The following is a 13,392-nucleotide window of genomic DNA, read 5'->3' as shown; positions in this document are numbered from 1 at the left end:
GTCGCGATGGCCTTGCGGCCATGCACACGCAACAACGCCGGATCAACCGGTTGGCAGCGCGCTGAGACGCGCGTCACAGGCAAGGGGCTCGTAATGGTGCAGTTTATCAAGGTCGGCAGGCAACGCTGGCGCGGCACGGCTATTCTGGCGGTTTCGGCGCTGACGGTGTCGGGATGTCAGGATATGGGGCAAATCAACCCGTTCAAGGCCAAACCGAAAGCCGAGGCCAGCGCCACAGCGGCGGAATCGTCGGTCAAACTGGTGGAGCGCGATGTCGAGGCCCCCGAGGTGTTTCAGGCCACCGATATGGGGCTTTGGGACGGGCGTCCCTCGCTTGGCGGGGTCTGGGTGGCGCATCCCGATGTCAAGGAACCCGAGCGGGTCATCATCCGCAATACGTCCAATTCGAAATTCGTGATCGGCGCGCTGTTCCGGCGCGAGCGCCAGAATCCGGGGCCGATCCTTCAGGTGTCCTCGGATGCGGCTGCGGCGCTCGGCATGCTGGCCGGGGCTCCGGTCCAGCTCAACGTGACGGCGCTGCGCCGGGAAGAGGCCGAGTCGTCCGATCCCGAGGCGGCAGCGCCTGCGTCCGGGGCCGTGGAGGCCCCGGCAGCGGTCGAAACCACCGCGCTCGATCCGGTCGCCGGGGCGTCTGCCGCGATCGAGGCCGCGCCGGATGGCAGCGCAACTGAAACCGCAGCCGCGGCGGTGCCCGCGCCGCAACCGGCACCCGCGCCGACGCCGCGCGCCTCGTCCCTGGACAAGCCCTATATCCAGATCGGCATCTTCAGTGTCGAAGAAAACGCCGAGAACACCGCGACGGCCATGCGCCAGAACGGCATGGTGCCGACGGTCAAGAAACAGAGCTCTCAGGGCAAGACCTTCTGGAGGGTCGTCGTCGGCCCGGCCACCAGCACGTCCGAGCGCAGTACCTTGCTGAACAAGATCAAGGGCGTCGGCTTCGACGATGCCTATCCCGTCACCAACTAAACAAGGACTGTCATGACCCGCATGTTCAGATTGCTTGTTCCGGTCGCACTGGCCCTTCTGCTGGCGCCGGTTTTCCCATGGTCCGCACAGGCCTTCGATACCCGTGCCAAGGCCGCGTATGTCATGGACGTGACCACCGGCACGGTCCTGCTGGCCCGCAACGCTGATGAACCGCTGCCGCCTGCGTCGATGTCCAAGCTGATGACACTGTACGTCACCTTCGAGGCGATCCGCGATGGGCGTCTGTCGCTGGACGAACACCTGCCGGTGTCGCGCCACGCGATGAGTTATGGCGGCTCGACCATGTTCCTCGATACGACCGACCGGGTGCGGGTCGAGGATCTGTTGCGCGGGATCATCGTGTTGTCGGGCAACGATGCCTGCGCCGTTCTGGCCGAAGCGCTCAGCCCCGACGGAACCGAGGCGGGGTTCGCCCGCTACATGACGCAGCGCGCCCAGCAGATGGGCATGACCAACTCGACATTCACCAATTCCAACGGCTGGCCCGCTGCCGGCCACCGGATGAGCATGCGCGACCTTGCCCTGCTGTCCCGCCGGATCATCGAGGATTTTCCGGAATTCTACCCGATGTTCGCCGAAACCGAATTCGCCTTTGACGGACGCGCGCCGCAAAACATCCAGAACCGCAATCCTCTGCTGCGGCTGGGGATCGGTGCGGACGGTCTGAAGACCGGCCACACGCAGGAAGCGGGCTATGGGCTTGCCGGGTCGGCCAAACAGGGCGAGCGCCGCGTGGTGTTCGTGATTTCGGGACTGGACAGCGCACAGATCCGCGCCGAAGAGGCGCAGGCGATCGTCAACTGGGCCTTCCGCCAGTTCGTCGAGAAATCCATTCTGGACGCGGGAACCGAGGTGGCCCGCGCGGATGTCTGGATGGGCGATGTGACCAGCGTCGGCCTGACCCCGGCCGAGGACATCAACACGCTGTTGCCGGTTCTGGGCGGGGACGACCTCAAGGCCGAGGTGGTCTATCAGGGGCCGGTACGCGCGCCCATCGCCAAGGGCGACGAACTGGGCGAACTGGTTTTCGCCCCCGAGGGCCTGCCCGAAACCCGCGTGCCGCTGGTCGCTGCGCAGGACGTGCCGCGCGGCGGTTTCATGGCGCGGCTGCGCACCGTGTCGGGCCTGTTGCTGACGCGGCTGAAACAGGGGCCCGAGGGCGCACTTTGAGCAAAAGCGGCTATTTCGTCAGTTTCGAAGGTATCGACGGGTCGGGCAAATCCACCCAGGCCCGTCTGCTGGCCGATCACCTGCGCGCCATGGGGCGCGATGTGGTGCTGACGCGCGAACCGGGCGGCAGCCCCGGCGCCGAGGATATCCGCAAACTGGTTCTGGAAGGCGACACCGACCGCTGGTCGCCCGAGACCGAACTTTTGCTGTTCACCGCCGCGCGCCGCGATCATCTGGAGCGCACGGTCAACCCGGCGCTGGCCGCCGGGCAGGTGGTGATCTGCGACCGTTTCGCCGACAGCACGCGGCTCTATCAGGGGCTGGCGCGGGCCGATCTGCGCGGGCTGGTCGATCAGCTGCATGACCTCGTCATCGGGCAGGATCCCGACCTGACCGTCCTGATCGACATGGACCCGAAGATCGGCCTGTCGCGCGCCCTTGCGCGCGGCGATGGTGAGGATCGGTTCGAATCCTTCGGCGGCGACATGCAGCGCAGGCTGCGGCAGGGGTTTCTGGAGCTTGCGCGCGAATTTTCCGAACGGTTCGTCACCATCGACGGCAATCGTCCGGTCGAGGACGTGTTCGCCGATATGCGCGACGTGGTCGGGGCCCGTCTGCCATGAGCGACGATACCGCCCCCCAGCCGGATCGCGTCGAAGGCGCGCCGCATCCGCGTGAAACGCCGCGTCTGATCGGGCAGGGCGCAGCGGAACGCGCCTTTCTCGATGCCTATAACGCGGGGCGCCTCCATCATGGCTGGCTGATCACCGGGCCGCGCGGCGTGGGCAAGGCGACGCTGGCGTGGTCTATCGCGCGCTTCCTGCTGGCCACGCCCGAGGGCGGCGATGGCGGCCTGTTCGGCGAGGCGCCGCCAGCGCCCGACAGTCTGGACATTTCCGCCGATCATCCGGTGGCGCGGCGTATTCTGGCGGGCTCCGATCCGGGGCTTTACCTTGTGCGCCGCTGGGGCGCGGGCACGTCCGACCGCGATCGGGAAAAAGCCTTTGAAGAGGGGCGTTTCTCGCAGGATATTCGTGTCAGCGAAATTCGCGGCCTCGCCAGTTTCATCCATCTCAGCGCCGCCGAAGGCGGGCGTCGCGTGGTGATCGTCGATGCCGCCGACGAAATGAACACACAGGCCGCCAACGCCCTGCTGAAAATGCTGGAGGAGCCGCCCGCGCGCACGGTATTGCTGCTGGTCAGCCATCAGCCCTCGCGCCTGTTGCCCACGATCCGCTCACGCTGCCGCGAATTGCGGCTCGGCCCGCTGAACACGCAGGACATGGCGCAGGCTCTGGCGCAGGCGGGTGTCGATCCGGGCACGGATGCCGGTGCGCTGGCGGAACTCTCCGCCGGGTCGGTGGGCGAGGCGGTGCGCCTGATCAATCTGGGCGGCGTGAAGATGTATCACGAGATCGTCGGCATCGTCGCCAGCATGCCCCGGCTGGACCGCCCCCGCGCCCTGAAACTGGCCGAGGTGGCGGCAACGCGCGGGGCCGGGGACAAGCTCGACCTGCTGCTGGGCCTGACCGATCTGTTCCTCGCGCGCATGGCGCGCGGCGGCGCGCTCGGCCCCCCGCCCGAGGCCGTGCCGGGCGAGGCCGACCTGATCGCGCGGCTGGCCCCCGATGCCCGTCGCGGGCGGGCCTGGGCCGAATGTGCGCAGTCCATCGGCGCGCGGGCACGTCACGGGCGGGCGGTCAACCTTGACCCCGCTTCGCTGGTCCTAGATACCGTGTTCAAGATTCAGCAAACGGCGGCGGGCTGAGCGGCCCGCGCAAAGGGCACAGATGAGCGACACGATCCAGATCACCGACAGCCATTGCCACCTCGATTTCCCGGATTTCGACGAAGAACGCGATCAGGTGATCGCGCGCGCGCTCGAGGCCGGTGTCACCCGCATGGTCACGATCTGCACCAAACTTCGGCTGGAGCCACAGGTGCGCGCCATTGCCGAAACCTACGCGCCCGTCTTCTACGCCGCTGGCACCCATCCGATGAGCGCCGCGGACGAACCCCTGGCCACAGTGGAAGAGCTGGTCAAACTGGCCGAACATCCCAAGTTCGTCGGCATCGGTGAAACCGGGCTCGATTACCATTACACCGCCGACAGCGCCGAGGTGCAGCGCCAAAGCCTGCGCATTCATATCGCGGCGGCCCGCGAAACCGGCTTGCCGCTGATCATCCACGCCCGCAGCGCCGATGACGACATGGCCCGCATTCTGGCCGAGGAGCACGCCAAAGGCGCCTATTCCTGCGTCATGCACTGTTTTTCCTCTGGTGCCGAACTGGCCCGCGCGGCGCTCGACCTCGGGTTTTACCTGTCGATGTCGGGCATCGCGGCCTTCCCGAAATCCGGCGACCTGCGCGAGATTTTCGCCACCGCCCCGGTGGATCGCATCCTCGTGGAAACCGATGCGCCCTATCTCGCGCCGCCGCCCTATCGGGGCAAGCGCAACGAACCGGCCTATACCGTCCACACCGCTCAGGTCGGGGCCGAGGTGTTCGGCATGGAGTGGCCCGAATTCGCCGCGCAGACCCAGGCCAATTTCGACCGGCTGTTCTGCAAGGCCGCGCAATACAGGGCGGCCGCCTGATGGCCGAACGCCGCTTTACCATCCTCGGTTGCGGCTCGTCCGGCGGGGTGCCCCGCCTTGGCGGGCACTGGGGCGAGTGTGATCCGACGAATCCCCGCAATACCCGCCGCCGCTGCTCGATGCTGATCGAACAGGAAGGGCCGGGCGGGATCACCCGTGTGCTGATCGACACCTCGCCCGATCTGCGTGCGCAGCTTCTGGGGGCCGGGGTGGGAGAACTGGACGCGGTGGTTTACACCCACAGCCACGCCGATCACGTGCATGGCATCGACGATCTTCGCATGATCGTTTTCAACATGAAGCAACGCCTGCCGGTCTGGGCCGATGGCGATACGCAGAACGCGCTTTATGCGCGTTTCGGCTATGCCTTCATCCAGCCCGAGGACAGCCCCTATCCCCCCATCCTCGACATGCACACGATCAACGGCGACGTGACCATCGACGGCGCGGGCGGCCCCGTCACCCTGACCCCGTTCGAGGTCAACCACGGCGCGATCGAGGCGCTCGGGTTTCGCATCGGCGATCTTGCCTATCTGCCGGACGTGGCCCACATCCCCGACGATGTCTGGCCGGTGCTGGAGGGGCTGGAATGCTGGATACTGGATGCGCTGCGCCGCACGCCGCACCCGACCCATTCGCATCTGGAACAATCGCTGGAATGGATCGCCCGCGTGGCCCCGCGCCATGCGGTGCTGACCAACATGCATATCGACCTCGATTACCAGACCGTGGCCGATGAAACCCCCGATCATGTCATTCCCGCCTATGACGGCATGACGCTGACCTACAAGGTCTGAGCGCGATGCAGGCGCTTCTGGATGTCATCCTGCCGGTCTTCGTGGTGATCGGGTTCGGCTATCTGGCCGTCGTGCGCGGCTGGTTTTCGGATGCGGGCGTCGACGGGCTGATGAAATTCACCCAGAATTTCGCCATCCCCTGCCTGCTGTTCACCGCCATCGCCCGGCTGGACCTGGGCCAGCATTTCGACTGGCGCCTGCTGATCAGTTTCTATACCGGCGCGCTGGCGGGGTTCCTTCTGGGCCTGTTCGGGGCGCGGCTGATCTTTGGGCGCGAGTGGGAAGAATCCGTCGCCATCGGCTTTTGCTGCCTGTTTTCCAACTCGGTTCTTCTGGGCCTGCCGATCACCGAGCGCGCCTATGGCATGGATGCGCTTCAGGCCAACTATGCCATCATCGCGGTGCATTCGCCGTTTTGCTACGGGGTCGGGATTTCGGTGATGGAGATCGTCCGCGCCCGCGGCCATACCGGCCCGGCGCTGGTGTCCAAGGTGCTGCGCGCGATGTTCTCGAACGCGCTGATCCTCGGGATCGCGGCGGGGTTCGTGGTCAACCTGACCGGCCTGCCGCTGCCGGGGCCGCTCGATGACGGGCTGGACCTGATGGTGCGCGCAGCGCTGCCTGCGGCGCTTTTCGGCCTTGGCGGGGTTTTGGGGCGCTATCGCCCCGAAGGCGACCTGCGCCTTGTGCTCTATGTCTGCGCGGTTGGCCTGCTGATGCACCCGCTGATCACGCGCGGGCTGGGGGCGGCGCAGTCATTGCCCACGGATGCGCTGCGCTCGGCGACGCTGACGGCGGCCATGGCGCCGGGGATCAACGCCTATATCTTTGCCAATATGTACGGCTGTGCGCGGCGCGTTGCGGCCTCGGCGGTTCTGATCGCCACGGGGCTTTCGATCCTGACCGTCTGGATGTGGCTGGGCAGTCTGCCTTAGGATCAGCCGCAGAACTGACGATAGAGCAGGTCGATCAGTTCGCGGGTCTTGTCATCGGCCAGGCTGTAATAGATCGCCTTGCCCTCGCGCCGTGTCTTGACGCGGCCCTCTTCACGCAGGCGCGCCAGAATCTGGCTGACGGCGGCCTGACGCATCTGCAACAGCGCTTCCAGTTCTCCCACCGATTTTTCGCCCGACCCCAGATGACACAGGGCCATCAGCCTGCCTTCATGCGCCATGGTCTTCAGAAAGGCTGCCGCGTCCTTGGCGTTCTGCTTCATTTCGGCGGGGCTTGTGATTGGCTCTTGTGTCGTCACGGTGCGGTCCTGCTCTCTGTTCTGTTGGGCTTAACATGCCGTTACACAAAAGGCGAGATCACCATCCCTGACCGGGGGCACCGCCCTCGAACGCGTTGCCGTTCACATAGTCGCAAGGGGCTCCCTGCATCTCAAGATGAAGCCCGCTGCCCTCGTAAGGGTGGGCACGCGCCAGCGCCTCGTCAAGATCAATGCCCAGTCCGGGGGCTTCGGGCGGGGTCACAAAGCCGTTTTCGACCCGCAAACCGCCTTTTATCAGGGCATCGTGGAACGGGGTCTCGATGGTTTCGGCCATCAGCAGGTTGGGGATCGACGCTGCCAGATGGATATTGGCGGCCCATTCCACCGGCCCGGCATAGAGGTGCGGGGCCATCTGGGCGCTGTAAACCTCTGCCATGGCGGCGATTTTCTTGACTTCCCAGATGCCGCCAGCCCGCCCCAGGGCCGGTTGCAGGATGCTGGCCGCGCCCTGTCGCAGAACCGGGGCGAACTCGGCCTTGGTGCACAGCCGCTCGCCGGTGGCGACGGGAATGCCCACGGCCCGCGCGACCTCGGCCATTTGCGCGGGATTGTCCGGCGGGATGGGCTCTTCGTACCACAGGGGGTCATAGGGGGCGATGGCGCGGCCCAGTCGGATCGCTCCGGCGGCGGTGAACTGCCCATGCGTGCCGAACAACAGGTCGGCCCGGTCGCCCACCGCCTCGCGGATGGCCTTGCAGAACGCGGCCGAGACCGAGATATCGCTCATCGCGGGCATGTGGCCGCCATGGATCGTATAAGGACCGGCGGGGTCGAACTTGACGGCGGTATAGCCACGCGCCACGCAATCCGCGGCGGCTTCGGCGGCCTGATCGGGCGAGACCCAGAAATCCTGATCGTGATGGGGCAGGGGGTAAAGGTAGGTATAGGCGCGGATACGGTCGTTGACGCGCCCGCCCAGCAAGGCCCAGACAGGTCGCTCGCGCGCCTTGCCCAGAATGTCCCAACAGGCGATCTCCAGCCCCGAAAACGCGCCCATCACCGTCAGGTCGGGCCGCGCTGTAAAGCCCGAGGAATAGGCGCGGCGAAACATGAGCTCGATGTTCTCGGGGTTTTCGCCCTGCATGTGGCGGGCAAACACGTCCTCGATCACGGCGCGCATCGCAACCGGTCCGACCGAGGCGGCGTAACATTCCCCCCAGCCGGTGATCCCGGTATCTGTGGTCAGCTTGACCAGTATCCAATACCGCCCGCCCCAGCCCGGCGCAGGAGGTGCGGTGACGATGATATCCAGATCTTGCAGCTTCATGACGGCCCTCCGCATTGTGCCCGACACGGTGCCGCGTCGGGCAGAGGCGGGCAAGGGATAAAACGCCCTGTCCGCATCCGCTGTCGTGAAACCGGGGCAAGTACCCGAATTGAAACGAAAACACCTTCGGCATCTTAGCGCCATACGCCCGGCATGGCGGTGTGATTGGCGGGCTTGCCCCGTTCGGAAAAGACCTCCCTGTTTCCCGCGTGGGAACGGCCCTTCAGCAAATCTGCCTCTGGGTTGAATTTTTCTGTGCAAGGCGCACGCAAAGGGCGTAAGATCGCTCTTATGAAACGGTTTGTTAAACGAGTGTTCCAGGTCGCGTTTCTCCTGACGGTGGCTGTCCTGATAGCCCAGCTTGCATTTCCCTTACCCGACATTTCCAACCGTGCCGTTGCACAGTCTCTCCCGGCCAGCGCGGAAACCTCGCTTGGTGCCCGCGTTGCCGAGGGGCAGGCCGCCCGACCGGGGCTGACCGGGGTGCTTCCGCTGGAAAACGGGCGCGATGCGCTGGCCAGCCGGCTGGCCCTGATCGCCGCCGCCGAGCGCTCCATCGACGTGCAATACTACATCTGGCATGACGACACCTCGGGCATCCTGTTGCTCGAGGCGCTGCAACATGCGGCGGAGCGCGGGGTGCGCGTGCGGCTCTTGCTGGACGATAACGGGGGGCCGGGGCTCGATAGCTACATGGCCGCCCTGAACGCGCAGGAGAATTTCCAGATCCGCCTGTTCAACCCTTCCACCGTGCGCCAGCCGAAATTGCTGGGCTACGTCTTCGATTTCTTTCGCATGAACCGGCGTATGCACAACAAATCCCTGATCGTTGACGGGGCCGTGGCGATCGTCGGCGGGCGCAATATCGGGGACGAGTATTTCGCGGTGGGCGAGGATACGTTCTTTGTCGATCTGGATGTTCTGGCGGCGGGGGCCATCGTGCCGGTCACGGCGGCGGTCTTCGACGAGTACTGGAACAGCCTGTCGGTGTTCGAGCTCGAGCGGATCGTTCGCACCCCCGGCGATATCGCGGCGTTCGAGGCGCGGGTGCGGGAGGTGCGCGCCCGCGACACTGCCGGCACCCTGTTGCAGGACGCTGTCGATACCGCCACCGAATACGCGGCCGGCCGGAAACGGCTGGACTGGACGACCGTGCAACTGGTGGCTGACAGCCCGGTAAAGGGGCAGGGCATCGCCACGCGCGATCAGTTGATGATCACCCGCCTCGGCGCCATTCTGGGCGATATCGAAACGCGGCTCGATCTGGTGTCGGCCTATTTCATTCCGGGTGCGGCGGGCACCGGATTGTTTTCGGATATCGCCCGGTCAGGCCGCGATGTGCGTATCCTGACCAACGCCATGAACACGACCGACGTTCTTCTGGTGCACGCGGGTTACAGCAAATACCGGCGCGAATTGCTCGAGGCGGGCGCGCGTCTTTACGAACTCAAGCTGCGCGGCGGCACCTCCGGGGCGGATCTTCACACCCTGCCGATGGGCCTGTCGGGGGCCAGCCTGCACGCCAAGACCTTTGCCGTGGACGGCAAGAGGGTATTCATCGGCTCGTTCAATTTCGATCCCCGCTCGGCCATGCTGAACTGCGAGATGGGCTTCCTCATCGACAGCCCCGCGATGGCGCGTCAGGTCCATGCGATATTCGACGGGCCGGTCGAAACCGTCAGCTACCGGCCCGCCCTCACCCCGGAACACAAGATGATCTGGCAAGAGCGCAGAACCGACGGAGAGAGCACCGTCTATCAGGAAGAGCCCGGCGCAACATGGTTTCAGCAGATCGCAATCGTCGTGATCGGCCTGTTGCCGGTAGAGTGGATGTTATGAACTCGTTGTAGAAAATTCATTGGAAGGAACAGATCATGGGACATTGGATTTGGTGGATGATTGCCGGCATCCTGTCGGTCGCGGGGGGAATTCTGGCTCTGGCGAACCCGCTGGCCGCCTCCCTTACGGCAGAGCTTCTGGCGGCGTGGTCCTTCATGCTGGTCGGGCTGATCGCCATATTTTCCGCGTTTCGCGATCAGGGCTGGGGCGCGCGCATCCTTGCGTTGCTTCTGGGTATCCTGATGCTGGTTCTGGGGCTCAGCCTCGTGGCCAACCCGCTTGAGGGGCTGTTGTCGCTGACCTATGCGGTGGCGGTGGTGCTGATGGTGGCCGGGCTGTTCCGGCTCATCCTGGCCTTCCGGGCGGAAATGCGGGCGTTTCGCTGGGTGCTGGCCCTCTCGGGGGCGCTGTCGATCGTACTGGCGCTCCTGATCTTTTCGAACTTCCCGCAATCGGCGGCTGTGGTTCTGGGCGTCTATCTGGCGATCGAGCTGATTTCGAACGGCGTGGCGCTGGTGGTGATCGCGCTGGCGCGCAAGGCGGTTGGATAGGCTGTCGCCTGATCATGGCCCCCCACGGGCGATGCGCGCTCAGCCGAACAGGATGACGTTGCGCCGCGCATTGCCCGATTTCGTGTCGGCAATCGCCTCGTTGATCTGATCCAGCCGCCAGCGGTTCGAGATCAGCTCGTCCAGCTTCAGGCGGCCTTGCCGATAGAGGTCGATCATCCACGGAATATCGCGCCCGATCACCACATCGCCCATTTTCGACCCCACCATGGACTGCCCCGCAGCCGCCAGGTTCCCGGCCTCATAACCCGAAACCGCCCCGCTGGCGGGCATGCCCACCATGATCACCTTGCCCCCGCTCGCCAGGTAATTCGGCGCCTGATCGTAGACCGGGGCCGCGCCCACCGTGACCAGAACCGCATCGGCGCCCCGGCCCATGGCCTGTTTGGCGGCCTCCCACGGCGCGCTTTCCGAGGCCAGAACCCCATCGGTCGCGCCAAAGGCGCGGGCATCGGCCAGTTTCTCGGCGCTCATGTCCACGGCGACGATGCGGCGCGCCCCCGCGATGCGCGCGCCCTGAATGGCGTTGAGGCCAACGCCCCCCGCGCCGATCACCACTACGTCCTGTCCGGCCCGCAACTGCGCGGCATTCACCACCGCACCGATGCCGGTGATCACCCCGCAGGCCAGCAGGCTGGCCGCGTCCATCGCCATGTCGCCGGGGATTTTCACCACCTGTGACTGATGCACCACCACCTTTTCGGCAAACGCCCCGCAGGCCATCGCCTGATGCAGCTTTCCGCCCGCATCGGTCCTTAGCGCGCCATGATCGCCGTCAAAAGGCGTTTCGCATCCCGTCGGCCTGCCTGCGCCACAGCTTGGGCAGGCCCCGCAGGCGCGGATCAGGGTGACGATCACCGGATCGCCTTCGCTCAGGCCCGCCACGCCCGCCCCCACGGCGCTGATGCGCCCCGCAGCCTCGTGGCCATAGACCGCCGGCAGGCTGCCGCCCCATGCCCCGTCGGCATAGGAAATATCCGAATGGCAGATCGCCACCGCCTCCAGCGTGACCTCGATCTCGCTCATCTGCGGGGCGCGCAACCGGACCTCCTCGATCACCAGCGGTTTGCCGAATTCGTGGCACACGGCGGCCTTGATGGTTTGCATGTCGTCCCCCTGTCGATTCCTGACGGACAGGGTCGGGGCGGCGGCGTCCACGTGCAAGCGGAATTGCGACCTTTGAGGGCGAAAACGGCCCGTTCAGGCGGGGCCGCGCGCGATCCGGTCCAGCCGCCGCGCCAAATCCTTGGGGGCGGCGAAGAACGGCGAATGGCTGGTGGGCATCTCGCTCACGTCCTCGGGCGGCCAGCCCTCGGTCATGGTCTGCTGGTATTCCGGCGGGATCGCGTGATCCTCGGCGCAGCGGATATAGGATTTCGGCACGCTGGCATAATTCGTCCCCAGCCGGATCGGCGTGGCCTGCGGCCTGATCGCCTGCACGCACAGGCGCTCGCGGGCATAGGCCTCGGTGCCCTCGGGACAATCGTGATAGAGCGCCTCGAAGAGCTTGCCCTCGCGAAAGGTAAACCCCAGCCCGTCGGGCGTTTTTTCGATGGCCGCCAGCAGGGGCTGGCGCGGGGCCTCCAGCCGCATATCCACCAGTGAGACACCGTCGCGTGGCGCATAGGCGCAGAGATACACCAGCCGCGCGATCCTGGCGGGGTCTTTCTCGGCCGCTGCCGAAATCGGAAAACCGGCCATGGAATGGCCCACCACGATGGCGGGCGCGTCGATGGCCGCCAGGATCGCATCGGCATACGAATCCAGCGTGATGTCCTCGATGGGGCAGGGGGTGTCGCCATGCCCCGGCAGGTCGATGGCGCGCGCCCTGTGCCCCAATGCCTCGAGCGCCGGGATCACGTCGCGCCAGCACCATGCGCCGTGGCATGACCCGTGGATCAGCAGGAAGTCAGACATGCCCCACCTCCTTCAGGAACTCGCCAAGAACCTGCGCAAAGGCTTCGGGGTGGTCGATGCAGGGCAGGTGCCCCGCCTGCCGGATCAGGTGGAATTTCGAGCCGTGAATCAGATCGACGGTTTCGCGCACCAGATCGGGCGGGGTCGATCCGTCCTCGGACCCGGCAATGCCCAGCGTCGGCAGGCGCAGCCCGCTGGTGGGCGTGTAGAAATCGGTGCCCGCAATCGCCGCGCTGCACCCGACATAGCCCTCGGGCGGCGTGCGCAGCAGCATCTCGCGCACCGGGGCAAGGCGCGCTTCGTCCTCGCGGAAGTGTTTGGAGCACCACCGCTCCAGCGTGGCCTCCGCCAGCGCGGCAACCCCGCCTTCCCGCACGGCGGCGATGCGCTCTTCCCACATGGCGGGCTGGCCGATTTTGGCGGCGGTGTTCGACAGCACCATCGCGCGCACCTGATCCAGCCGCTTGACGGCCAGCCCCTGCGCCACCATCCCGCCGATGGACAGCCCCACGAAGACGCAATCGCGCACCTCCAGATGGTCCAGCAGCCCTTCGGCATCGCGCACCAAAGCGCCCATCGTATAAGGCGCAGGCGGGCAATCGCTTTGCCCGTGCCCGCGCATGTCATAGCGGATGATGCGCAACCCCTCGGGCAGAAGCGGCAGAACCTTGTCCCAAAGGCTCAGGTCCGTGCCCAGTGAATTGGCAAACACCAGCGGCGCACCGTCCGGTGTGCCGTCTTCGCGGTAATGCAGGGTGATGTCCCCCAGATCGGCCATCGGCATGTGCTGCCCCTCCTTGTCCTTCGCTTCCCCCCTTGAACCCCGCCCCCGCGCCGCCGTCAACCGGGGGGGCGGGAGAGGGCGAGGCGATCGACCCCGCAAGACAAGGTTTGAACGAGGGCCTGCCAGCGGCTCCGCCATTGCTTCCCCTGATCAATGGCCGGAACGCCG

The 13,392-nt window shown here is 65.9% G+C and carries 14 protein-coding genes; 9 read left to right on the top strand and 5 right to left on the bottom strand.

All coding sequences use genetic code 11. The features are described 5' to 3' along the window. Positions 1-93 precede the first annotated feature (93 nt). Genes BUB53_RS19785 through BUB53_RS19755 form a run of 7 tightly spaced genes read left to right on the top strand, consistent with a single transcriptional unit; the run spans position 94 to position 6,510 of the window. Positions 94-990, top strand: coding sequence for an SPOR domain-containing protein (locus BUB53_RS19785; RefSeq protein WP_073037469.1), 897 nt, complete (start codon positions 94-96; stop codon positions 988-990). 12 nt (positions 991-1,002) lie between these two features. Then, complete coding sequence (locus BUB53_RS19780; protein ID WP_073037410.1) at positions 1,003-2,181, top strand: D-alanyl-D-alanine carboxypeptidase family protein; 1,179 nt, start codon at positions 1,003-1,005, stop codon at positions 2,179-2,181. Next, positions 2,178-2,804: a dTMP kinase gene (tmk, locus tag BUB53_RS19775; RefSeq protein WP_073037409.1), complete on the top strand. Its 627-nt coding sequence runs from the start codon at positions 2,178-2,180 to the stop codon at positions 2,802-2,804. The genes BUB53_RS19780 and tmk overlap by 4 nt, the downstream gene beginning before the upstream one ends. Beyond that, positions 2,801-3,949, top strand: a complete 1,149-nt coding sequence (locus tag BUB53_RS19770) for a DNA polymerase III subunit delta' (RefSeq protein ID WP_073037408.1) — start codon at positions 2,801-2,803, stop codon at positions 3,947-3,949. Before tmk ends, BUB53_RS19770 begins: the two co-directional genes overlap by 4 nt. A gap of 22 nt (positions 3,950-3,971) precedes the next feature. Further along, entirely contained in the window at positions 3,972-4,778 is an 807-nt protein-coding gene (locus tag BUB53_RS19765) for a TatD family hydrolase (protein WP_073037407.1), read from the top strand. Next, positions 4,778-5,575 (top strand): MBL fold metallo-hydrolase, encoded by a 798-nt coding sequence (locus BUB53_RS19760; RefSeq protein ID WP_073037406.1) that lies wholly within the window; start codon positions 4,778-4,780, stop codon positions 5,573-5,575. The genes BUB53_RS19765 and BUB53_RS19760 overlap by 1 nt, the downstream gene beginning before the upstream one ends. 5 nt (positions 5,576-5,580) lie before the next feature. Continuing rightward, the gene (locus BUB53_RS19755) at positions 5,581-6,510 is read left to right on the top strand and encodes an AEC family transporter (protein ID WP_073037404.1); all 930 of its coding nucleotides are present in this window, start codon (positions 5,581-5,583) and stop codon (positions 6,508-6,510) included. A 2-nt stretch (positions 6,511-6,512) separates the two neighbouring features. Here the strand turns inward: BUB53_RS19755 and BUB53_RS19750 are convergent, their stop codons facing one another. Both BUB53_RS19750 and BUB53_RS19745 read right to left on the bottom strand, forming a co-directional pair. Next, on the bottom strand, positions 6,513-6,791 hold the full coding sequence (locus BUB53_RS19750) for an ArsR/SmtB family transcription factor (RefSeq protein WP_073037399.1): 279 nt from the start codon (positions 6,789-6,791) through the stop codon (positions 6,513-6,515). A 94-nt stretch (positions 6,792-6,885) separates the two neighbouring features. Further along, positions 6,886-8,115, bottom strand: a complete 1,230-nt coding sequence (locus BUB53_RS19745) for a mandelate racemase/muconate lactonizing enzyme family protein (protein WP_073037398.1) — start codon at positions 8,113-8,115, stop codon at positions 6,886-6,888. A 291-nt stretch (positions 8,116-8,406) separates the two neighbouring features. Between BUB53_RS19745 and BUB53_RS19740 the strand changes: the two genes are divergently transcribed. Both BUB53_RS19740 and BUB53_RS19735 read left to right on the top strand, forming a co-directional pair. Beyond that, entirely contained in the window at positions 8,407-9,954 is a 1,548-nt protein-coding gene (locus tag BUB53_RS19740; protein ID WP_073037397.1) for a phospholipase D-like domain-containing protein, read from the top strand. A 35-nt stretch (positions 9,955-9,989) separates the two neighbouring features. Then, positions 9,990-10,505, top strand: coding sequence for an HdeD family acid-resistance protein (locus BUB53_RS19735; RefSeq protein WP_073037396.1), 516 nt, complete (start codon positions 9,990-9,992; stop codon positions 10,503-10,505). Between the two features lie 39 nt (positions 10,506-10,544). On the opposite strand, the gene BUB53_RS19730 is transcribed toward BUB53_RS19735, so the two are convergent. The 3 genes from BUB53_RS19730 to pcaD all read right to left on the bottom strand — a co-directional run bounded on the left by BUB53_RS19730 (position 10,545) and on the right by pcaD (position 13,224). Further along, the gene (locus tag BUB53_RS19730) at positions 10,545-11,630 is read right to left on the bottom strand and encodes a zinc-binding dehydrogenase (protein WP_073037394.1); all 1,086 of its coding nucleotides are present in this window, start codon (positions 11,628-11,630) and stop codon (positions 10,545-10,547) included. 93 nt (positions 11,631-11,723) lie between these two features. Then, positions 11,724-12,440: an alpha/beta fold hydrolase gene (locus tag BUB53_RS19725; protein ID WP_073037392.1), complete on the bottom strand. Its 717-nt coding sequence runs from the start codon at positions 12,438-12,440 to the stop codon at positions 11,724-11,726. Continuing rightward, entirely contained in the window at positions 12,433-13,224 is a 792-nt protein-coding gene (gene pcaD / locus BUB53_RS19720) for a 3-oxoadipate enol-lactonase (protein WP_073037390.1), read from the bottom strand. The genes BUB53_RS19725 and pcaD overlap by 8 nt, the downstream gene beginning before the upstream one ends. Positions 13,225-13,392: the final 168 nt, after the last annotated feature.

It is taken from the genome of Roseovarius pacificus, from assembly GCF_900142665.1.
Taxonomy (GTDB): domain Bacteria; phylum Pseudomonadota; class Alphaproteobacteria; order Rhodobacterales; family Rhodobacteraceae; genus Roseovarius; species Roseovarius pacificus.
Note: the sequence above shows the minus strand (reverse complement) of the source record. Positions and strands in the feature narration are given on the sequence as shown.